The 21,471-nt window shown below is 65.5% G+C and carries 21 protein-coding genes; 13 read left to right on the top strand and 8 right to left on the bottom strand.

The window, feature by feature from the left end; translation table 11 throughout:
• The first annotated feature begins 50 nt into the window (after positions 1 to 50).
• Positions 51 to 2,492: a bifunctional acetate--CoA ligase family protein/GNAT family N-acetyltransferase gene (locus ACZ5YA_RS25470; protein ID WP_059372856.1), complete on the top strand. Its 2,442-nt coding sequence runs from the start codon at positions 51 to 53 to the stop codon at positions 2,490 to 2,492.
• 12 nt (positions 2,493 to 2,504) lie between these two features.
• On the opposite strand, the gene ACZ5YA_RS25475 is transcribed toward ACZ5YA_RS25470, so the two are convergent.
• From ACZ5YA_RS25475 to yjgA, 6 genes are all read right to left on the bottom strand, one after another.
• Positions 2,505 to 3,197 carry an isochorismatase family protein gene (locus tag ACZ5YA_RS25475; protein WP_464091405.1) on the bottom strand — a complete coding sequence of 231 codons (693 nt, stop codon included), beginning with the start codon at positions 3,195 to 3,197 and terminating at the stop codon, positions 2,505 to 2,507.
• A gap of 9 nt (positions 3,198 to 3,206) precedes the next feature.
• Positions 3,207 to 4,043, bottom strand: coding sequence for an ABC transporter permease (locus ACZ5YA_RS25480; RefSeq protein WP_059372861.1), 837 nt, complete (start codon positions 4,041 to 4,043; stop codon positions 3,207 to 3,209).
• Between the two features lie 3 nt (positions 4,044 to 4,046).
• Complete coding sequence (locus tag ACZ5YA_RS25485) at positions 4,047 to 4,862, bottom strand: ABC transporter ATP-binding protein (protein ID WP_059373042.1); 816 nt, start codon at positions 4,860 to 4,862, stop codon at positions 4,047 to 4,049.
• Positions 4,862 to 5,866: an ABC transporter substrate-binding protein gene (locus tag ACZ5YA_RS25490; RefSeq protein ID WP_059372863.1), complete on the bottom strand. Its 1,005-nt coding sequence runs from the start codon at positions 5,864 to 5,866 to the stop codon at positions 4,862 to 4,864. Before ACZ5YA_RS25490 ends, ACZ5YA_RS25485 begins: the two co-directional genes overlap by 1 nt.
• 336 nt (positions 5,867 to 6,202) lie before the next feature.
• Positions 6,203 to 6,880 carry an alpha/beta hydrolase gene (locus tag ACZ5YA_RS25495; protein WP_059372865.1) on the bottom strand — a complete coding sequence of 226 codons (678 nt, stop codon included), beginning with the start codon at positions 6,878 to 6,880 and terminating at the stop codon, positions 6,203 to 6,205.
• A 19-nt stretch (positions 6,881 to 6,899) separates the two neighbouring features.
• Positions 6,900 to 7,451, bottom strand: a complete 552-nt coding sequence (gene yjgA / locus ACZ5YA_RS25500; RefSeq protein WP_059372867.1) for a ribosome biogenesis factor YjgA — start codon at positions 7,449 to 7,451, stop codon at positions 6,900 to 6,902.
• Positions 7,452 to 7,509: 58 nt separating this feature from the next.
• Between yjgA and pmbA the strand changes: the two genes are divergently transcribed.
• The 12 genes from pmbA to erpA all read left to right on the top strand — a co-directional run bounded on the left by pmbA (position 7,510) and on the right by erpA (position 18,689).
• Positions 7,510 to 8,874 carry a metalloprotease PmbA gene (gene pmbA / locus ACZ5YA_RS25505; protein WP_059372869.1) on the top strand — a complete coding sequence of 455 codons (1,365 nt, stop codon included), beginning with the start codon at positions 7,510 to 7,512 and terminating at the stop codon, positions 8,872 to 8,874.
• Positions 8,875 to 9,045: 171 nt separating this feature from the next.
• Positions 9,046 to 10,143, top strand: a complete 1,098-nt coding sequence (locus ACZ5YA_RS25510; RefSeq protein WP_464091406.1) for a TRAP transporter substrate-binding protein — start codon at positions 9,046 to 9,048, stop codon at positions 10,141 to 10,143.
• Between the two features lie 256 nt (positions 10,144 to 10,399).
• Positions 10,400 to 11,554 (top strand): ABC transporter substrate-binding protein, encoded by a 1,155-nt coding sequence (locus ACZ5YA_RS25515; protein WP_118932553.1) that lies wholly within the window; start codon positions 10,400 to 10,402, stop codon positions 11,552 to 11,554.
• A 169-nt stretch (positions 11,555 to 11,723) separates the two neighbouring features.
• Positions 11,724 to 12,605: a branched-chain amino acid ABC transporter permease gene (locus ACZ5YA_RS25520; protein ID WP_059372875.1), complete on the top strand. Its 882-nt coding sequence runs from the start codon at positions 11,724 to 11,726 to the stop codon at positions 12,603 to 12,605.
• 3 nt (positions 12,606 to 12,608) lie between these two features.
• Positions 12,609 to 13,484, top strand: coding sequence for a branched-chain amino acid ABC transporter permease (locus tag ACZ5YA_RS25525; protein ID WP_464091407.1), 876 nt, complete (start codon positions 12,609 to 12,611; stop codon positions 13,482 to 13,484).
• On the top strand, positions 13,477 to 14,265 hold the full coding sequence (locus tag ACZ5YA_RS25530; protein WP_059372876.1) for an ABC transporter ATP-binding protein: 789 nt from the start codon (positions 13,477 to 13,479) through the stop codon (positions 14,263 to 14,265). Before ACZ5YA_RS25525 ends, ACZ5YA_RS25530 begins: the two co-directional genes overlap by 8 nt.
• Positions 14,266 to 14,320: 55 nt before the next feature.
• A complete protein-coding gene (locus ACZ5YA_RS25535; RefSeq protein ID WP_054458384.1) occupies positions 14,321 to 15,031 on the top strand; it encodes an ABC transporter ATP-binding protein in 711 nt (236 codons plus the stop codon).
• A 298-nt stretch (positions 15,032 to 15,329) separates the two neighbouring features.
• Positions 15,330 to 15,758: a 50S ribosomal protein L13 gene (gene rplM / locus ACZ5YA_RS25540; RefSeq protein WP_013391412.1), complete on the top strand. Its 429-nt coding sequence runs from the start codon at positions 15,330 to 15,332 to the stop codon at positions 15,756 to 15,758.
• Positions 15,759 to 15,767: 9 nt separating this feature from the next.
• Positions 15,768 to 16,160, top strand: coding sequence for a 30S ribosomal protein S9 (gene rpsI / locus ACZ5YA_RS25545; RefSeq protein ID WP_006217310.1), 393 nt, complete (start codon positions 15,768 to 15,770; stop codon positions 16,158 to 16,160).
• Positions 16,161 to 16,375: 215 nt separating this feature from the next.
• Positions 16,376 to 17,440 carry an N-acetyl-gamma-glutamyl-phosphate reductase gene (gene argC / locus ACZ5YA_RS25550; protein ID WP_054458385.1) on the top strand — a complete coding sequence of 355 codons (1,065 nt, stop codon included), beginning with the start codon at positions 16,376 to 16,378 and terminating at the stop codon, positions 17,438 to 17,440.
• A gap of 44 nt (positions 17,441 to 17,484) precedes the next feature.
• The gene (locus ACZ5YA_RS25555; protein ID WP_118932593.1) at positions 17,485 to 18,231 is read left to right on the top strand and encodes a DUF6776 family protein; all 747 of its coding nucleotides are present in this window, start codon (positions 17,485 to 17,487) and stop codon (positions 18,229 to 18,231) included.
• 86 nt (positions 18,232 to 18,317) lie between these two features.
• Entirely contained in the window at positions 18,318 to 18,689 is a 372-nt protein-coding gene (gene erpA / locus ACZ5YA_RS25560; RefSeq protein WP_013391415.1) for an iron-sulfur cluster insertion protein ErpA, read from the top strand.
• Between the two features lie 69 nt (positions 18,690 to 18,758).
• On the opposite strand, the gene ACZ5YA_RS25565 is transcribed toward erpA, so the two are convergent.
• A complete protein-coding gene (locus ACZ5YA_RS25565; protein WP_464092874.1) occupies positions 18,759 to 19,838 on the bottom strand; it encodes an anhydro-N-acetylmuramic acid kinase in 1,080 nt (359 codons plus the stop codon).
• Positions 19,839 to 19,956: 118 nt separating this feature from the next.
• On the bottom strand, positions 19,957 to 21,366 hold the full coding sequence (locus ACZ5YA_RS25570) for a M23 family metallopeptidase (protein ID WP_059372880.1): 1,410 nt from the start codon (positions 21,364 to 21,366) through the stop codon (positions 19,957 to 19,959).
• Positions 21,367 to 21,471: the final 105 nt, after the last annotated feature.

Consider the following 21,471-nt stretch of genomic DNA (forward strand, 5'->3'; position numbering starts at 1 on the left):
GGTTGTCTTGTTACGATGAGGGGTATTTTAGATTAGGGCCTGCTAACACCATGTTGCGACACGCTCTCGCCCCGATGTTCGAGCCCGCCTCGCTGGTGATCGTCGCCGACCGGCCGCTGCCGGCGGCGGCCTCGTTGCCGCCCGCGCTCAAGGGCAAGACCACGGTGGTGGCCTGCGAAGTAGGAGCCGCGCCGGACCTGCCGGACACGCTGCAGGGCCTGGCCCAGGGCGAACGGCCTGATCTGGCCCTGGTTTGCGTTTCGCCCGCCGTCCTGCCGGAAACGCTGCGCCGGCTGTCGCCGCTGGCGCCGCGCTCGGTAATTCTGCTGCCGCACGAACTGCCCGACCCGTATCCGCGCGGCACGCTGGCGCTGTGCCGCGCCTGGGCCGAGGAAAACCGTTGTGAATTGCTCGGTCCGCGCTCCTTCGGCGCACAGCGGCCGCACGCCGGCCTGAACCTGAGCCAGCACCCCGTGCTGGCGCGCGCCGGCCGCGTGGCGCTGCTGGCGCAGTCGCGCTCCATCATGGCCGCGGTCATGGACTGGGCCGAGGATGTGCACATCGGCTTTTCCACCGCCGTGTCGCTGGGCGACGAGGCGGTGGTGGGCCTGTCCAAGGTGCTGGACTATCTTGCCAGCGATCCGCGCACGGACAGCATCGTGCTCTATCTGGAAGACGTGGGTCCGGCCCGCGAATTCATGAGCACCTTGCGCGCCGCAGCCTCGATCAAGCCCGTGATCGTGCTGAAGGCCGGCCGCGCGGATACCGATAGCGCCGACGCCATCTTCGACGCCGCCTTGCGCCGCGCCGGCGCGGTCCGCGTGCGCTACTTCGTGCAGCTGTTCTCGGCGGTCAAGGTGCTGGGCTACACGCGCCGTCCCAAGGGCCGGCGCGTGGCGCTGATCTCCAACGGCAGCGGGCCTCCCCAACTGGCCATGGACCTGATCGGCCCCGACGCCGCCGTGCTGCGCGCGGAGCTCGCGCCCGCGACCCAGCGGACGCTGGCGGCCATGCTGGAGCCCGACGCCGCCACCGCCAATCCCGTCATCACCTTCACGCCGCTGACCCCGGAGCGCATCCGCGCCATGCTGGACGCGGTGCTGGACGATGCCGGCGTGGACGGCGTGCTGGTGCTGCTGGCGCCCGACGCGCTGGCCGACATGCAGGCGGTGGCGCGCGAACTGGCGCAGATCGCGCCCAAGGCGAAAAAGCCGGTCGTCACCTGCTTCATGGGCGACGCCGGCATGCGGCCGCTGCGGCGCATGCTGGATGACGCGGGGACCTCGGCTTTCCGCACGCCCGAATCGGCCGCCGACGCTTTCGGCGTGCTGGCGACCCATCACTACAACCAGCAGCTGCTGTTGCAGACGCAGCCGCCGGAGCCGGCCAGCCACGTGCCCGACCTGGCCGCCGCGCGCGAGATCCTGGCGCGCGTGCGCGCCGAATGCCGGCGCGAACTGAATACCTCCGAAATCCGCAGCCTGCTGGCGCTGTTCTACGTGCCGCTGCGCGACACGCCGATGGACGTGGCGGCTGCAGAGCCGGAGTCCCGCCCCATGGCGATCCGGGTGCGGCGCGACCCGCAGTTCGGCCCTGTCATCCGCTTCGGCGCGGGCGGCCCGGACGCGGTGCTGTCGCAATCCGACCGCGGCGTCGACCTGCCGCCGCTCAACGGCTTCCTGGCCCGCCAACTGATCGAACGCAGCCGGCTGTGGCGCCGCGTGCTGGCGCCGCGCATCGGCCACATGGCCGCCGAGGCCTTGCAGCAGGCGGTAGTGCTGGTGTCCGAGCTGGTGTCGGAGTTGCCGGATATCGAATCCCTGGACATCGATCCGCTATACGCCGGCGAAACCCATCTGCGCGCCGGCGGGCTGCGCATGACGCTGACCGAGAAGCCCGGCTGCGCAACGCCGCAGACCGCGGGCTACCCGCATATGGCGATCCACCCGTATCCGGCCCGGCTGGTGCAGGTGCGCCGCTTCGCCGACGGCATCCCCTGGGTGTTGCGTCCCATCCGCCCCGAGGATGCCGAACCGCTGCAGGAATTCATCCGCGGCCTGTCCGAGCGTTCGCGCTACATGCGCTTCGTGTCCATGATGCGCGAGCTGACCCCGCGCATGGTGTCGCGCTACACGCAGGTGGACTACCACCGCGAGCTGGCCCTGGTGGCCGCCACGCAGGTGCCCAACCCCGCCAACCGCGGCCATCCGCGCGAGGTGCTGGTGGGCTTCGCGCATTACCTGCGCAACCCCGACGGCAGGGGGGCCGAGTACGCCCTGGTGATCGGCGACGACTGGCAACGCCGCGGCCTGGGCCGCCAGCTGATGTCGGCGCTGATCGACGCGGCGCGCGAGCAGGGGCTGGAATACATCGACGGCCTGGTGCTGTCGACCAACCGGCCCATGCTGTCGCTGATGACCAGCCTGGGCTTCACCAACGACGCGGATCCGGAAGACCCGACGATGCGCCGGGTCTGGCTGAACCTGTCCTGATATCAGGCCCGTTCAGGCGGTCTTCCTGACTGCCTGGGCGGGCTTGAGCCGCGCGATCGATTCGTCCACCGACAGCACGTCGCCGAAGAACAGCATCCAGCCGTGCAGCGCGTGTTCATGCTCGGCAGGCGTGACGGCGGCCAGCGCGTCGTCCACCATGATGGTGCGGAAGTCCCGCATCATCGCGTCGCGCGCGGTGGATTCGCAGCACACGTTGGTGACGGTGCCGGCGATCAGCAGCGTGTCCACGCCGCGCCCGCGCAACAGCGGCTCCAGTTCGGACGAGCCCGGCGCCATCGCGCTGTAGAAGCGCTTGGTCACGCGCAGGTCGGTGTCGTGCGCATGCAGGTCCTGATGCAACGCATACCCCGGAGCATCGCGGCGCAGCGTTTCCAGACGCCTGGCGCTGCGCTCCGGCGTCAGCATCACGCCGTGATGGTGCGACCAGAACGAGTCGGCGTTATCGGAGGCGGTCTGCACCCACACGATGGTGCCGCCGGCGGCGCGCACCGCGTCGCACAGGCGGTTGATGGGGGCGATGATCTCGCGCGCCGGCGCGCATTCGCCCTGGTAGCCGGGCACCGTGAAGTACTGCTGCATGTCCACCACCACCACCGCGAGGCGCGCGGCGGGCAGTTCGTCATAGGGGTGCAGGCGGCCCTGGCGGGCGATCACGCGATCCTTTACCCATTGCGGGAATTCCATGGCGGTTCCTTATCCGTAGCGCCGCGCGATCGCGGCTTCGATGCGGTAGACGATCAGGTACATCACGCTGGAGATCAGGGCCAGGATGGCGATGGCGGTCATGACGATGTTGAGCTTGAACACCTGGCTGCCGTTCATGATGAGAAAGCCCAGGCCGGAATCCGCCGACTGGAACTCGCCCACGATCACCCCCACGAGCGCCAGGCCGATGTTCATCTTCACCGCCGCGATCAGCGTGGGCACGCTGCCCGGCAGCACCACCTTGGTCAGCACCTGCCAGCGGCTGGCGCCGAAGGTGTGGGCGAGCTTCACCTTGTTCAGGTCTATGCCGCGAAACCCCGCATACACCACCATGATGGTCACGAACACCGCGATCGCCACGGCCATGCCGTACACCGCGTAGTCCGAACCCAGCCACAGGTAGAAGATCGGCACGAAGGCGATCTTGGGCATGGCGTTGGCCACCACCAGGAAGGGGTCCAGCACCTTGTACAGGAAGTCCGACCACCACAGCGCAGCCGCCACCACGATGCCGATCGCCATGCTCAGGCCGAAGCCCACCAGCGTGGCGCTCAGCGTGGTCATGATGTGCTTGCCCAGGTTGCCGTTGTTCCAGAGCTCGATGAAGGTTGGCCACAGCGCGCTGGGGTAGCTGGTCAGGAGCGGGTTGAGGATATGCATGCGCGGCAGGATTTCCCAGGCGCACAGGAACACGGCCAAGAGCAGCGCCTGCGCGATGCGGATGTGCCGGCGGCGGGCGCGGTCGCGCCGCAGGTAGTTCAGGTACTTCTCGCTGGGCGCGCGCACGGCGCGCAGCGGAACGGTGTTGGCGACGGGCGCGTTCATGGGTCAACCCTCCACGTGGACATCGAGCTCGTCCCACAGCTGTTTGAAGTAGGTATTGAATTCGGGCCGCGAGCGAGCCTGGAACGGCGTGGGCCGGGCCTGGCCGTCGCCGTAATGGATGCGGTACTGGCTCTTGAGGCGGCCGGGCCGGCGCGACAGCACGATCACGCGGTCCGTCATGGCGATGGCTTCGCCGATGTCGTGCGTCACCAGCACCACGGTCTTGCCTTCGCGCCGCAGGATGTCCACCACTTCGTCGGAGATTGCCAGCCGGGTCTGCGAATCCAGCGCCGAGAAGGGCTCGTCCAGCAGGATCACGTCCGGCTCGGTGACCAGGGTGCGGGCCAGCGCGGCGCGCTGCCGCATGCCGCCCGACAACTGGCGCGGCGTGTGCGACAGGAAGGCGCCCAGTCCGCATTTCTCCAGCAGATGCACGGCGCGCGCCTCGCTGCGCGCATCGCGCCGGCCCTGGATCTCCGCGCCCAGCATGACGTTGTCGAGGATGGTGCGCCATTCGAACAGGTAGTCCTGCTGCAGCATGTAGCCGATGCGCGGATTGGGCTTGGTCACGGCCTGGCCGTCTATCATCACGGCGCCCGAGGTCGGCGGAATCAGGCCGGCGATCAGCGACAGCAGCGTGCTCTTGCCGCAGCCGCTTTGCCCGATCAGGCTGACGAATTCGCCCGCCGCCAGCGTGAACGACACGTTCGACAGCGCCTCCGTCTCGCCTTCCTGGGTGAAATAGGAAAGACAGACCTCGCGCAGTTCGATCTTCGCCGTGGCGGTGTCCGGCTTCAGGTTGTGGACGACGGCGCCCATCATTGGGCCTTCTTCGCGAAGTCGGTCACCACCACGTCCTCGTACTTCACGCGGGCGTTGTCCTTCATGACCGCGCTGGCGATCAGCATGTCCTGCAACTGGTTCATGGCTTCGGCCGTCACCAGCGGCGTGGTCTTCCAGATCTGGTACTTCTTGTAGCGCTCGATGGCCTCTGTCACCGCAGCCTGGTCCATGCCGGGGAAGTACGTCATGATCTGCGGCGTCAGCGTGGCCGCGGGCGTGTCCTTCACGTATTTTTCGGCGCGCGCCACCACGTCGGTCCAGGCCTGGATGACCTTGGGGTTGTCGCGGATGTACTTGTCGGTGGCGGTGAAGACCGTGTAGTCCACCTGGCCGACTTCGTGGCCCACCGAGGCGACGATGTAGCCCTTGCCGTTGCGCACCAATTCGCCGGCCTCGGGTTCAAGAAAAATGCCATATTCGCCCTGGCCGGCCATCCAGGCGCCCGCGCGCGCGGGAATGCCGATGTTGTTCAGCAGCTTCACGTCCTTTTGGGGATCCACGCCATGCTTGCGCAGCGCCGTTTCCAGGAACACGATGGGATTGGAGCCCGGCCGGAAGCCGATGACCTCCTTGCCCTTGAGCATGGACCAGTCGAACTTCTCCACCGGCTTGCGCGCCAAAAGGAAGAAGCCGTCGGTGGCGGTCAGCCCGGCGAAGATCTTGGGCTTGACCGGCGATTCGCTGTTGTGGACGTAGATGGACGCCTCGGGCCCGATCAGCACGATGTCGGCGCTGCCGGACAGCAGGGCGGTCATGCCCTTGTCGGTGCCTTGCGAGGTCTTCATGGACACGTCCAGGCCCGCGTCCTTGAAATAGCCCTGCGACAGGGCCACGTACTTGGGCACGTAAAGAATGGACCGCACCACTTCTTCGTAGCGGACCTTCACGGGGGGATTGAGGGCTTCGGCCTGGGCGGCCAAGGGGGCGAACAGCGCGAGCAGCGCCGCAGCCGCCAGACGGGGCGATGGCAAGGATTTCACGGGACTTTCTCCTGCGTCTTGAATGCCACGCCGAAACCCGGCGCGACACGGCCAATGGGATGGATCGACAACAACAACAGGGAAGCCCGAACTGCTCGCCCGGGCCGGTAAGGCTTGGATCGAATACTATATTCAATACAAATAGGCGACAAGCTTTTTGCAGTTGGCGTTTTTCTCTATGGACGAGAGAAAGTCAGCCCAGGAAAATTCCAGGCTGGGATACCACTTGGTATACAAAATGAAATCGCAGGCCGCCAGGGCCTGCGAGCGGGCGGGCAGGGCGCAGGACGCCCATCTGCCGCGATCAGGGCCGCCGGGCGCGGCCCTGCATGGTCCTCAGACCAGAACCTGGTTCAGGAACTTGGAGATATCCGCCACTTCCTCGGCGCAGACCGAGTGCGGCATCGGGTAGGTGTGCCATTGCACGTCGTAGCCCAGCCGCCGCAGCTCGGCCAGCGAGGCCTGGGCGCGCGGCAGCGACACCACCGGGTCGTACTGGCCATGGGCCAGGAAGATGGGCGTGTCCTGGTTGGCGCTGTTGCGCTCGGCTTCGGCCGTGTCCAGCAGCGGCAGATAGCCCGACAGGCCCATCATGCCCGCCAGCTTTTCCGGCAGGCGGATGCCCGTGTGCAGGGTCATGGCGCAGCCCTGCGAAAAGCCTGCCAGCACGATCTTCGAGGTCGGGATGCCGCGGGCGTTCTCGCGCGCGATCAGCTTGTGGATCGCGGCTTCGGAGGCGCGGATGCCGCGGGCGTCCTCGACGCGTACCAGGTCCATGACCAGGATGTCGTACCAGGAGCGCATCGACATGCCGTTATTGATCGTCACGCGCTGCACCGGCGCGTTCGGGAACACGAAGCGCACCGACGCGCCGGCCGGCAGGTCCAGCTCCGGCACGATGGGCGCGAAGTCGTTGCCGTCGGCGCCCAGGCCATGCAGCCAGATCACGGCGTGCGTGGGATTGGGGGCGGTTTCGATCTCGATGCAATCGAGCAGGTCGGTCGGAGCGTTCATGGACGGCGGGCGATGAAAATCAAAGGGTAAGGGTCTTCAGGGCCTGGAACAGCGCGCGGTAGTGCTTCTTCTGCGGTTCCTGGCCTTGCAGCAGGGCGGCGTTGGCCAGCTTTTCCTTGCGGGCGGCGCGGATCAGCGCGCGCAGCTGCTGCACGTCGGCTTGCGGATTGCTGTTGAGCAGCTTGGTCAGGGCCTCGTCGTCGTCCAGCAGGCGGTCGCGCAGCGTCTCCAGCCGGTGCATGGCGGCGGTTTCCTCGCGCGAGCCGTTTTCCCAGACGTCGAGCTGGGCGCGGATCTCGTCGGCGGGCGCGTCGCGCATCAGCTTGCCCACGAAGTGAACCTGGCGCCGCTTGCCCTCGCGCCCGGTGGTGCGCTGCGCCGTGCGGATCGCCTCATAGAGACGCTCGGCCAGCGGCAATTGCTTGAGGCGTTCGGGGGACAGTTCGATCAGCTGCTTGCCCAGGTCCAGCAGCGCGTGCATTTCGCGCTTGACCTGGGACTTGCTGGGACGGTCGTAGCCGTTCTCGTCGTAACCGTCGTCGACGGATTCTTCTTCAATATGGGAATTCATGGAAAACTGCGCAATGACAGACTTGGCTATGATAACCGTCTCTGCAAATTGGACAGCAATGGTTAAAACCTCCTCATCCTTGCCGCTGGCGGCGAATCACGCGCGTTTTTCTGAACTCGTCGAACAAACCCTCGCCTATGCGCGCCAGATCGGCGCCTCCGACGCAGCGGCGGAAGTCTCGGAAAGCCTGGGCCTGTCGGTCTCCGTACGCAAGAACGACATCGAAACTGTCGAACAGACCCGCGACCGTTCGCTGGACCTGACGGTCTACGCCGGCCAGAGCCGCGGCTCCGCTTCCACCTCCGACTTTTCCGAAGCGGCGCTGCGCCAGACGGTCGAAGCCGCCTGGCACATCGCGCGCCATACCGCCGCCGATCCGGCCGCCGGCCTGCCCGACGCCGACCAGCTGGCCACTGAATTCCCCGACCTGGACCTGCACCGCGCCTGGGGCGTGTCCACCGAAGAAGCCGCCGAGCTGGCGCTGCGCGCCGAGCGCGCCGCGCGCGAGGTCGATCCGCGCATCACCAATACCGATGGCGCCACCGTGGGCACCTACGAAGGCCAGTTCGTGATGGGCAACACGCGCGGCTTCCTGGGCGGCTACCCGTACTCGCGCCACAGCCTGTCGGTCGCGCCCATTGCCGGCCGCGGCAACGGCATGCAGCGCGACTACTGGTACAGCTCCGAACGCGATCCCGCCAAGCTGGCTTCGCCCGAAGCCATCGGCCGCTACGCCGCCGAGCGCACGCTGTCGCGGCTGTCGGCCCGCCGCATCCGCACCGGCAAGTTCCCCGTCCTGTTCGAAGCGCCCCTGGCGTTGGGGCTGGTGGGCGCCTTGACCCAGGCCGCCAACGGCGGCGCGCTGTATCGCAAGGCCAGCTTCCTGCTGGACGCGCTGGGCAAGCCCATCTTCCCCGAACACATCAACCTGACCGAAGATCCGCACATCCGCGGCGCGATGGGCAGCTCGCCCTTCGACGACGAAGGCGTGCGCACGCGCCGCCGCAGCGTGGTGTCGGCCGGGGTGCTGGAAGGCTATTTCCTGTCGTCCTACACCGCTCGCAAATTGGGCATGACCACCACCGGCAATGCCGGCGGTTCGCATAACCTGGTGTTCAGCTCCACCCAGACCCGCCGCGGCGACGACTTCGAAGCCATGCTCAAGAAGATGGGCACGGGCTTTCTCGTCACGGAGCTGATCGGCCAGGGCGTCAACTACGTCACCGGCGACTACTCGCGCGGCGCGTTCGGCTACTGGGTGGAAAACGGCCAGATCCAGCACGCGGTGCAGGAAATCACCATTGCCGGCAATCTGGCCGATATGTTCAAGCAGATCGTGGCGGTCGGCGCCGACACGATTTCGCGCGGCACCAAGACCACCGGCTCGATCCTGATCGAGCAGATGGCGATCGCCGGAATCTGATCCTGCGTATTGGCCGCGGCATGATGCGCCGCGGCCGCCACGCAGACCCGGCAGTCGTTCCGGTCTTTGCAATCCCTTACCTGATAGTGTGGCCAGGCAGGCCGATATCAGCGTGTAATATCCGCCGGGTATCGCTTGATGGCCCAGGTGTTGCTGTAAAGGAGCAAAGAGATGCAACGACGTTCGTTCTTGAAGCACGCCGGTCTCGGCGCTGTCGCCACCGGAGCCGCCGTCAGCGCGCCCGCGTTCGCGCAGGACATGCCCTCATTGAGCTGGCGCCTGTCTTCCGGCTTCCCCAGCACCCTGGATCTGCGCATTGGCGCTGGCGAAAGCTTCTGCAAGTTCGTCTCTGAAGCCACGGGCGGAAAGTTCAACATCCGCCATTTCCCCGAGGGCGAGATCGTGCCCGCCGCGGACCTGATGGAAGCGGTCTCCACCAAGAAGGTGGAATGCGGCCATGCCTCGTCCCGCGCCTACTACGCCAAGAACCCCGTCTTCTGCTTCGACGCCGCAGTGCCCTTCGGCCTGAACGCCAGGCAGATGAACGCCTGGATGAGCGAAGGCGGCGGCCTGCGGCTGACCCGCGAACTCTTCAAGCCTGAAAAAATCATCAACTTTCCGCTGGGCAACACCGGCGCCCAGATGGGCGGCTGGTACACCAAGGAAATCAAGCGCGCCGGCGACCTGAAAGACCTGAAAATGCGGGTGGGCGGCCTGGCCGGCGACGTGCTGGCCAAGCTGGGCGTGGCGCCGCAGCAGGCCGATCCCGCCAAGCTGGCCGAGGCCTTCGAGAAGGACGGCCTGCAGGCGGTGGCGGGCGCGGGCCCCTACGATGACGACAAGCTCGGTCTTAATAAGGTTGCTAAGTATTACTACGCACCCGGCTGGTGGGCGCCCGGTGAACAGCTGTCGCTGTATATCAACGACGAAGCCTGGAATGCGTTGCCCAAGAACTACCAGGCCGTGGTGGACGCGGCCGCCCAGGCCGCGCATGCCGCCGCCATCGCCCGCTACGATGCCCGCAACGCGGCCGCGCTGGCCCAATTGACGACAAACGGCGCTCAAATCCGTACATTCCCGCGGTCCATCATGGACCTGGCGTTCGAGGCCACGCAGCAGCTCTATAGGGACTTGGGCGCCAAAGACCCCAGATTCAAGGCGATGCACGATAGTTACATGGGTTTTCGCGACAGCGAAATGCCATGGTTCCGTCTGACCGAAAGCGCCTACGACCAATACCTGGGCGTAGCGCTATCGGCCAGAACGTAGGACACTTACGCCTGCCGAATAACATTCGGCCGGCGTTAGGGTTTTTGCTAGTAACCACACGTTTTTTACAAAAAAATGGGCGGTTTGTAGGCTTTTGTTGAATGGCGTTCGAGTAGCCGCCTGATACAAAGGAGTAATATCCCGGGTCTTGACGCGCAAACATGGCGCCTTTAGGCGGCATCCGACGTCAATCCGGCAGGATTACATCAGCCCGGATTACCAATATTCCGAGACAGACTTTAAGGTGGTAACAACCATGCAATCCAAGACCAAGAAGCTGCTGGCCGCGCTGATCGCTGCCGGTATCGTCCCGGCTGCCCATGCGGCCGACATCAAGATCGGCGTGGCCGAAGCCCTGTCGGGCGGCGCTGCCCAGTACGGCGTGTCGATCCGCAATGGTTTCCAGCTGGCCGCTGATGAAATCAACGCCGCCGGCGGCATCAACGGCAACAAGATCGTGCTCGTGGTCGAGGACGAACAAGGCAAGAAAGAAGAAGCGATCAACGTCTTCAAGAAGCTGATCTTCAAGGACAACGTCCTGATGGTCTTCGGCCCGACGCTGTCGAACTCGGCCCAGGCCGCCGACCCGATCGCCCAGGCCGCCAAGACGGTCGCCTTCGGCACCTCCAATACCGCCGACGGCATCACCTCCATCGGCAACTACGTGTTCCGCAACTCGGTCACCGAAGCCGACGTGCTGCCGGCCACCATCTCCACCGTCAAGGCCAAGACCGGCCTGAAGAACGTGGCGGTGCTCTACGGCAACGACGACGTCTTCACCAAGAGCGGCTACGACAACTTCAAGAAGGCCCTGGAAGACCAGAAGATCCCGGTCACGACGACCGAAACGTTCGCCAAGGGCGACGTGGACTTCAAGGCCCAGCTGACCAAGATCAAGGGCACCAACCCCGACGCCATCGTGCTGTCCGCACTGCTGGCCGAAGGCGCTCCGATCATGGTGCAGGCCCGCCAATTGGGCCTGAACGTGCCCGTCATCGGCGGCAACGGCATGAACTCGGTCAAGATTTTCGACCTGGCCCCTGGCGGCGCGTCGAACAATCTGTGGATCGGCAGCCCCTGGTCGATCGAGAACAAGGCCCCCGAGAACGTCAAGTTCATCGACGCCTACAAGGCCAAGTTCAACGGCGCGCCCGACCAGTTCGCGGCCCAGTCGTATGACGCCATGTACATCGCGGCCCAGGCCCTGAAGAACGTCAAGATCTCGGGCGACCTGCCCAAGGATCGCGCAGCCCTGCGCGACGCGCTGCCCGCGGTCACCTGGACCGGCGCCACTGGCCCGTTCAAGTTCCGTCAGGCCAACGACCGCGCCGGCAAGCCCGCCGGCTACGATGCCGACCAGGCTCCCATCGTCAGCGTGACGAAGGACGGCAAGTACGTCATCGAAAAGTAAGCGCTGCGCATCCCCGCGCGGGGGGATGCGCCTTGCGGGCGGCTGAGCCGTCCGCAAGGCGCTTTTTATCGCAGGGCCGTCACCCTAAAAGAAATGCCTCCCCGCCGGGAGGCTCAAGGCCATGCAGTGGGCGCTGCATGGGGCCCTCACAGCTTTGGAAAGTCCCATCATGTTCGAACAACAATTCGTCAATGCCTTGTCGCTGGGCTGTGTGTATGCACTGTTCGCGCTGGGCTTCACGCTGATCTTCGGCGTGCTCGGGGTGATCAACCTGGCGCATGGCGCCGTCTTCATGGTTGGCGCCTACGCGGCACTGTTCGTGGTGCAGCAATTCAGCCTGCCCTTGTGGGCCGGCCTGATGGCAGCGTTCTTCGTCGCCGGCTTCACCGGGGTCATCATCGACTACCTGGTGCTCAAGCCGCTGCGCAAGCGCAACGCGCCCCACCTGATCCCCATGATCGCCACCATCGGCGTGGGCATCATCCTGAACAACACCGCCCAGAGCATCTTTGGCGCGAGCAACCTGCGCTTCCCGCACGGCACCGTGCCCGAGGAAGTGATCGAGGTCGCCGGCCTGCACCTGACCGTCATTGAACTGGGCATCATCTTCCTGTCTTTCGCGCTGATGGCCGTGCTGATGTACGTCATGCGCCGCACGCAATTCGGCCGCGCCCTGCGCGCCATCGCCGAATCGCCCAAGGCCGCGTGGCTGCTGGGCATCAACGTCGAAAAACTGTTCGTCACCACTTCGTTCGCCGCGGCCGCCCTGGGCGGCGTGGCCGGCGTGCTGATCGGGCTGTACTCCAACGCGCTGTTCCCCCTGATGGGCCAGCCGATGCTGCACAAGGGCATCGCGGTCATCATCCTGGGCGGCATGGGCGACATCCGCGGCGCCATGCTGGGCGGCCTGTTCCTGGGCTTCGCCGAGGTGCTGTCGGTGGCCTACATCGGCTCCACCATGCGCGATGCGGTGGCTTTCGGCCTGCTGTTCCTGATCCTGCTGGTGCGCCCGCAAGGTCTGTTCGGCAAAGTGGTTCAACGCAAGGCTTAAAGAATGAGCGGATTCGAAAACTTCTGGGCCATCTACGGCAACTTGGTGCTCACGCTGGGCACCAATGCGTTGCTGGTCCTCTCCATCTGGCTGACCCTGGCTTGCGGCATGCTGGCCATGGCCAACGCAGCCTTCATGGGCATCGGGGCGTACACCGCCGCGCTGCTCACCATGAACTACGACGCGCCGTTCTCGGTTGCGCTTGCCGGCGGCATGGCCGCGCCCGCGCTGGTGGCGGCGTTGATCGGCTTGCCCACCTTGCGGCTGTCCGGGGTCTACCTCGCCATGGCCACGCTGGGTTTTGGCGAAGTGGTCCGCGTGACCATCCTCAACACCGAGTCCATCACCGGCGGCGCGCTGGGCCTTAACGGCATCCCGCAGCTGACGCAGTGGTGGCATGTGGTGCTGGCCGTCGTCATCGTGCTGTTCGTGCTGTGGCGCGTGCGCGCCTCCAAGATCGGACGCTCGTTCGATGCCATCCGCGGTGACGAAACCGCGGCCGGCCTGATGGGCATCGACGTGCGCGCCAACAAGATGCTGGCCTTCGTGGCCGGCGCGATGATCGCGGGTCTGGCCGGCGCCCTGAACGCGCACCTGACCTTCTTCATCGGCCCCAACGAATACGGTTTCGACCGTGGCGTGGAAATCCTGACCATGGCGATCCTGGGCGGCATCGGCGGCCTGGCCGGTCCCGTGCTGGGCAGCTTCATCATTACCGTGTTGCCCGAAATGCTGCGCGGTTTTGCCGATCTGCGCCTGGTCGCGAACGGAGTGATTCTGGTGGTGATTGTGTTGTTCCTGCCGCAAGGCATCTGGGATCCGGCGCGCTTCAAGCGCTGGATGCGCCAAGGACGCCAGGGAGGCAAGCGCCATGCTTGAGCTTTCTTCCGTCTCCAAGAGCTTCGGCGGTCTGCATGTGCTGCATGACGTCAGCCTGTCGGTCCCCGAAGGCGCCATCTTCGGCTTGATCGGCCCCAACGGCGCCGGCAAGACCACGGTGTTCAACCTCATAACCGGCCTGTTGCCGCCCAGCGGCGGCACCATCACGTTCAACGGCCAGAGCGTCCTGGACAAGAAGCCGCACCGCATCACGCGCATGGGCATCGCCCGCACGTTCCAGAACATCCGTCTCTTCAAGGAGATGACGCTGCTGGAAAACGTGGTGGTGGGCGCCTACCGCCACATGAACTACGGCTTCCCCAGCCTGCTGCTGGGCCTGCCGGGCTACCGCGAGCACGAAAAGCGCGCCCGCGAGCGCGCGCATGAACTGCTCACCTGGATGCGCCTGGACCATAAGGCCAACGACCTGGCGGACAACCTGTCCTACGGCGAGCAGCGCCGCCTGGAGCTGGCGCGCGCGCTGGCCACCGAACCCAAGCTGCTGCTGCTGGACGAGCCGGTCGCCGGCATGAACACCGGCGAGCGCGCCGAGCTCATGCGCGAGATCCTGGCCATCCGCGACCGCGGCTACACCATCCTCATGATCGAACACGACATGCGCTTCGTCATGGGCTTGTGCGAGCGCATCGCGGTGCTGAACTTCGGCAAGATCATCGCTTGCGGCGGGCCTGACGAGATCCGCAACAACGAACAGGTCATCGAAGCCTATCTGGGCCGCGAAGACGACGAAGACACCGAACAAGCGGGGGCCGCCAAATGAGTCGCCGGGCCGCTCCCAAGACGAATACCGTAGCGCATTGCGCGGAGGCTGCACAATGAGCGCCATGCTGGAAGTCCGCGGACTCGAGGTCAATTACGGCCACATCGAAGCCGTCCGCGGCATCGACCTGGACCTGAACGCCAAGGAAATCACCGCCCTGGTCGGCGCCAACGGCGCCGGCAAGTCGACCACGCTGCTGGCGCTGTCGGGCCTGCTGCCCAAGGCGCGCGGCAAGATCACCTTCGAAGGCGAGGACATCACCAACCTGCCGCCGCATCAACTCGTGGCGCGAGGCATCGTCCAGGTGCCGGAAGGGCGGGCCATCCTCACCACCATGACCGTGCTCGAAAACCTGGAGCTGGGCGCCTACCGCCGCGGCCTCAAGAACGTCGACTCGGACCTGGAATACGTGTTCAACCTGTTCCCGCGCCTGAAGGAACGGATCACCGGCATCGCCGGCAACCTGTCCGGCGGCGAGCAGCAGATGCTGGCCATCGGCCGGGCACTGATGGCCAAGCCGCGTCTGCTGCTGCTGGACGAGCCCTCCATGGGCCTGGCGCCCATCGTGGTGCAGGAGATCTTCCGTTCCCTGCGCGCGATCAACGCCGATGGCCTGACCCTGTTCCTGGTCGAGCAGAACGTGCGCCAGGCGCTGAAGATTGCCCAGCACGGTTACGTGCTGGAGAACGGCGCCATGGCGCTCACCGGCACCGGCCGCGAACTGCTGGGCCATCCCCGCGTTCTGGAAGCCTACCTGGGCGCCTGAGCCGGCGTTCCAGGGCGTGCGTCCCTGATTGTCTGGATGTGCCGGCGGCGCCTCAGGGCGCCGTTGGCGTATTTCCGGCGAGGATTAAGTTGCCCACTTTTTGAGCAGCTGTGTTAGAATCGCAGGCTTTCCCTCATTTTGGCCAATGCACGGGCGGGTAATAACGCTTAGGCAAGACGCTGATATCGACTGAATTTTTGGAAAACCCGCTGGGTTCTTTCCGCGATTTTGGTCTAGTTCGGGGAAAAAAACTGGCTGGATGGTCCAGCCAGGAAAATTTTTATTCTTAGGAACCATCATGAAGACCTTTGTGGCCAAGCCGCATGAAGTCCAACGTGACTGGTTTGTGATCGACGCCAAGGGCAAAGTCCTCGGTCGTGTGGCCAGCGAAGTCGCACGTCGTCTGCGTGGCAAGCACAAACCTGAATTCACGCCGCACGTTGATACCGGTGACTACATCGTCATCGTCAACGCTGCCGATATCGTTGTTACGGGCGCCAAGGCGAAGGACAAGAAGTACTTCCGCCACACGACGTACCCGGGCGGTATCCGTGAAACGAACTTCGAGAAGATGCAAGAGCGTTTTCCCGGCCGCGCCATCCAGAAGGCTGTCAAGGGCATGCTGCCCAAGGGTCCTCTGGGCTACGCCATGATCAAGAAACTGAAGGTGTACGCCGGTGCCGAGCACCCGCACACCGCCCAGCAGCCCAAGACGCTGGATATCTAAGGAAACGCCATGATCGGTAACTGGAATTACGGAACCGGCCGTCGCAAAACCTCGGTGGCTCGCGTTTTCATCAAGAAGGGCACGGGTAAGATCGTTGTCAACGGCAAGCCCGTCGACGACTTTTTCGCCCGCGAAACCGGCCGCATGATCGTGCGCCAGCCGCTGGAACTGACCGGCCACCTGGAATCGTTCGACATCAAGGTCAACGTGCACGGCGGCGGTGAAACCGGCCAGGCCGGCGCAGTCCGTCACGGCATCACGCGTGCCCTGATCGACTACGACGCGACCCTGAAGCCCGCACTGTCGCAAGCTGGCTTTGTCACCCGCGATGCCCGCGAAGTCGAACGCAAGAAGGTCGGCTTCCGCAAGGCACGTCGGCGCAAGCAGTTCAGCAAGCGTTAATACGCTGCTGCACGAAAAAGCCCGCTTCGGCGGGCTTTTTTTCGCACTATTTGTACCAGCGCCGGCCCCCGTCCGGCCGCTGTGCGCCCCGCGCGGAACTCCGCGCATTCCCTCCGGTCGGAAAGAAGGACTGCGGTGCCATTTCGGGCTCTTAGCCGCAACACCCGCTTTCCCGAGCGATACAATCGATCCTCGTTCTACGAAGAGCACACATCATGGCCCAAGCATCGAACACCCGCATCAAGGTTGGTATCGTCGGCGGCACCGGTTACACCGGCGTCGAGCTGCTGCGCTTGCTGTCGCAGCATCCCAATGTGGAATTGACCGCCATCACGTCCCGCAAGGAAGACGGGCTGCCGGTGGCTGACATGTATCCGAACCTGCGCGGCCGCGTGAATATCGCTTTCTCCGCGCCGGAAAAGGCCACGCTGACGGATTGCGACGTCGTGTTCTTCGCGACGCCCCACGGCGTGGCCATGGCCCAGGCCCAGGAACTCATCAATGCCGGCACCAAGGTCATCGACCTGGCCGCCGACTTCCGCCTGCAGGACATCCCCACCTTCGAACGCTGGTACAAGATTCCCCATACCTGCCCGGACATCCTGGCCGAGTCCCAGTATGGCCTGGTGGAACTGAACCGCGAGGCCATTTCCAAGGCCCGCGTCATCGGCAACCCCGGCTGCTATCCCACCACCGTGCTGCTGGGCCTGGCTCCGCTGCTCGAAGGCGGCAAGAAGCTGATCGATGCGCAAACCCTGATCGCCGACTGCAAGTCGGGCGTGTCGGGCGCCGGCCGCAAGGCGGAAGTGGGCTCGCTCTTCTCCGAAGCTTCCGACAACTTCAAGGCCTACGGCGTGGCTGGCCACCGCCACCACCCGGAAATCGTCGCGCAGCTGGAAAAGATCGCCGGCGGCAAGGTCGGCCTGACCTTCGTGCCGCATCTGGTGCCGATGATCCGCGGCATGTTCTCCACCATCTATGCGCGCATCCTGCCGGAAGCCCGCGATACCGACTTCCAGGCCCTGTTTGAACAGCGCTACGCCGACGAGCCCTTCGTCGACGTCATGCCCGCCGGCAGCCTGCCTGAAACCCGTTCGGTGCGCGCCTCCAACAACCTGCGGATTGCGCTCAGCCGTCCCGGCAATGGCGACCAACTGATCGTCCTGGTGATTCAGGACAACTTGGTCAAGGGCGCTGCCGGCCAGGCCGTGCAGAACATGAACCTGATGTTCGGCATCCCCGAATCGACCGGCCTGGATCAGGTCGCGATCCTGCCTTGATGTACGCAGGCTTGCGGCCTCAGGGCCGCAAGCCGCCGCTCTTTATGCCCGCCGATTCCTCCACCACGCCCCAGTCTCGCTCCGCCGGCGGGTTGACGCGCGTATTCGTGGGCCTGCTGATCGGCGTGCTGCTGGGCGGTTCCGCCAGCTTCTTCTACGCCCGCAAGCTCTACCGGCCGCAGGATGCCGTGGTGATCAGCGCCCGGCAGGCCGAGGTCCAGGAAGAGGCCATGCGTCAACAGTCGACGCAGCTACGCTACACGCAAGGGCAGCTGGACACCGCCGACGGCGAGCTGGTCATCGAACGCGCCGCGCGCCAGGAACTGGAAACGCAGCTGCGCACGGTCCAGGCCGAGGTCGGCAGGGTGCGCGATCAATTGGCGTTCTATGAGCAGCTATTGCCGCCGGGTCCCGAGGGGTCGGTGGACATCCGTGGCGTCGAGATCGACCGCAGTGGCGGCGGCTTGCGCTACAAGGTCCTGTTGATGCGCAGCGGCCGCAATGGCGGCTCTCCATTCTCGGGCGCTTTGCGTTTCCAGGCCACTGGCGTCCTGAAGGGCGAAACCGTGAAGGTGGATCTGGCGCCCATGCAGGTCAAGGCCGAATCCGGCTCTGTCGCCATTCCTGGCGACAGCGCGCCGACCTCGCCGCTGGCCCTGCAGTTCGATCAATACCAGCGCAGCCAGGGCATCCTGGCGCTGCCCGAGGGATTTGTCCCCGAAAGCGTGACGGTCAGCGTCCTGGAGGGCGATACCGTCCGCGCGTCAAGAAGCGTCAAGCTCGAACTTTGAGTCTGCGCAAGCCCTGCGCTATAGTGACACCATGCGAGCGCCGTTGCCGCTCACCGAAATATGGCCGAACCGGCCAGGAGTGAACCATGAATGCAGTGACCGAAACCGTCGACCTGCAGGCCGCCCCGCCTGCTCCCCTGGTTTTTACCGACTCGGCTGCGGCCAAGGTGAAGGATCTGTTGGCCGAAGAAGGCAATCCTGAGCTGAAGCTGCGCGTTTTCGTGCAGGGCGGAGGCTGTTCGGGTTTCCAGTACGGCTTCACCTTCGACGAAGTCGTGAACGATGACGACACCGTGCTGGACAAGGCCGGCGTGCAACTGCTGGTCGACCCGATGAGCTTCCAGTACCTGGTCGGCGCAGAGATCGACTACAAGGAAGACCTGGAAGGCGCGCAGTTCGTCATCCGCAATCCCAACGCCAGCACTACCTGCGGCTGCGGTTCCTCGTTCTCGGTGTAATCAGCCGGGCAGGAAAAAGGAAAAAGCCCTTCGGCGCGCCGAAGGGCTTTTTGCATGGGCGCGCGGCTTTCAGGCCGGATAGAGCGCGCCCAGGATGCGCGCGCCGCGCGCGCCGGTGACGGCCGGCAAGCCCGCCGGCCTGCGCTGCACGAAGGCCTGCGCCAGCCAGGCGAACGCCAGGGCCTCGACTTCTTGCGCCGGCACGCCCAGCACATCGGTGGCGTGCACCGGCCGTTGCAGACAGTACGCCAGTTCGCGCATCAAGCCGGGATTGCGCGCGCCGCCGCCACAGACGAAGACTTCCTGCGTGCCCGCCGCGGCCGCATCGACGGCATTGGCGACCGTGCGCGCCGTCAGGCGCTGCAGCGTGGCCTGCACGTCTTGCGGCGCAGGCTTGGGGCCGTCGAATGCGGCCAGGCGATCGTCCAGCCATTGCATGTTGAACAGGTCGCGCCCGGTGGATTTGGGTGGGGGCAGGGCGAACCAGGGTTCACTGGCCAGCAGTTGTTCCAGCAGCGGCGCCAGCACCTGGCCGGTCGCCGCCCAGCGGCCGTCGGCGTCATAAGGCCGGCCCAGGTGGCGCTGGCACCAGCCGTCCAGCAGAACATTGGCGGGCCCCGTATCGAAGCCGCGGGGCGCATGCCCCGGCTCCAGCAGGGTCACGTTGGCGATGCCGCCCAGGTTGAGGACGGCGCGGCCTTGCGGCGAGCCGAAAATGGCGGCATGGAAGGGCGGCACCAGCGGCGCACCCTGGCCGCCCGCGGCCACGTCGCGGCTGCGGAAATCCGCCACCACGTCGATGCCGGTCAGTTCCGCCAGCAAGGCGGGGGCGTTGAGCTGCACGGTGTAGCCCAGGTCGGGCCGGTGCCGGACCGTCTGGCCGTGGGCGCCGATGGCGGTCACGTCGTCGGCCGCGACGCCGGCTTGCTGCAACAGGGCCGCCACGGTCTGGGCATACAGGCGGGCGAGGGCGTTGGCGGCCACCGCTGCGCGGGCCAGCTCGTCGTCGCCGGATTGGTTCAGGGCCAGCAGTTCGCGCCGCAGGTCCGCCGGCATGGGCAGGCTGGCGCTGGCGAGCACGGCCGGCGCCTGGTCATCGGCCAGGCGCACCAGCACGCCGTCCACGCCGTCCACGCTGGTACCCGACATCAGTCCGATATAGAGCTGTGCGTTAGTGGTGGATGGATTCACGAGGAGCCTCGAAAAAGAAAAAGCGGCCGCGCAGCTGAAAGTGCGGGGCCGCTTTTGACGGGACGTTGGACCGGCTTTAGCGGCTGGCCACGTTGGTCAGCGCGTCGGGCAGAGTCTGTTGGAACTCGGTCAGCAGCTGGATCTGCGCCTTGTACGGTCCCACGGCCTGATTGAAGGCGCGGACTTCGGCGGGTTCCAGGCTGCGGGCGACCGGCAGGTCCACCGACAGCGGATCGATCGGCTGGTTGTCCACGCGGAATTCGTAGTGCAGGTGCGGGCCGGTGGCCCAGCCGGTGGCGCCAACATAGCCCAGCAACTGGCCCTGCGAGATCTTCGAACCCTTGGTGATGCCTTCGGCGATGCGGCTCTGGTGGGCGTACAGCGTCGAATACTTGCCGTGGTGCTTGACGATGACGACGTTGCCGTAGCCATTCTGCCAACCGGAGAATTCCACGGTGCCGTCGGCGGTGGAATGGATCGGCGTGCCCGAAGGCGCCGCGTAGTCCACGCCCTTGTGTCCCGTCCAGGTCTTGTGGATGGGGTGCATGCGCATGCCGAAGGTGGAGCTGATGCGGCTGAACTTCAGGGCGGTGCGCAGGAACGCGCCGCGCAGGCTGGTGCCGTCGAAGTCGTAGTACGAACCGCTCTTTTCGTCGGGGCTGAACCAGACGGCGTTGTAGGTCTTGTCGCCGTTGATGAATTCCAGCGCCAGCACGCGGCCGGCGCCCGCGTAGCGGCCGTCGTGCGAACGCACTTCGTAGACCACGCGGAATTTATCGCCCTGGCGCAGGTCGCGCAGGAAGTCGATCTTGGCGCTGAGGATGTCGGCCATCTGCATGGTGACCGAGTCCGGGATGCCGGCAGCGTCGGTGGCGCCGAACAGCGACGAACGGATCGTACCCACGGCGACGCGGGTCTGGCGTTCGGTGCTTTCGGTGATTTCCTCGGCCTTGTAGCTGTCGCCCGCGGGCGCGACGTGCAGCATGCGCGTCACGACCTGGCCATCTGTCTCGTTGCCAGGGGTGTGGATGTAACGCAGCCAGATCAGGTTGCCGGCTTCGTCCGTCGCGGCCTGCACGGAGCGGCCGGGGTACAGCTTGTAGATGCTGCGGGCGCTGGCTTCGTGCGTCAGGAAGGTCTGCAGGCTGGGCGCGTCGAGTTCCAGGCGTTGTAGCACCGCGGCCAGCGTGTCGCCGGCACGGATCCGGGTTTCGCTGATGTAGGGGGCGGCGCTGGGGGTGCTGACTTCGACTTGCTCGGCGCTTAGCGGCAGGACGCTGCTGATGATGCGCGAAGGGGGGAGTTCGGTACGGTCGGGTTGCTGCACCATGCCCAGGGCGGCGGCGCCAGCGAACAGACCAATTGCGGTGACGAGAAGCGTGCGGCGGAAAAGTCCCGAGCGCTGAGGCTTGGGCTTGACGGGCGCAAACACGGCAGCAACTTTGCGTTTGATGCTACTCGCCAGTTCGTGGAGGCCACGATTCATCGTGAAGATACCCTCTCAGGTGGCTTGAGCTCGCAGGGTGCGTGACACGAACGGCCCTCGCGCGCACATTTCGGGGCAAGGGCTGGCGCGGGGCGCATCTTGTGA

This window comes from Achromobacter sp. JCM 18799 (genome assembly GCF_055395645.1).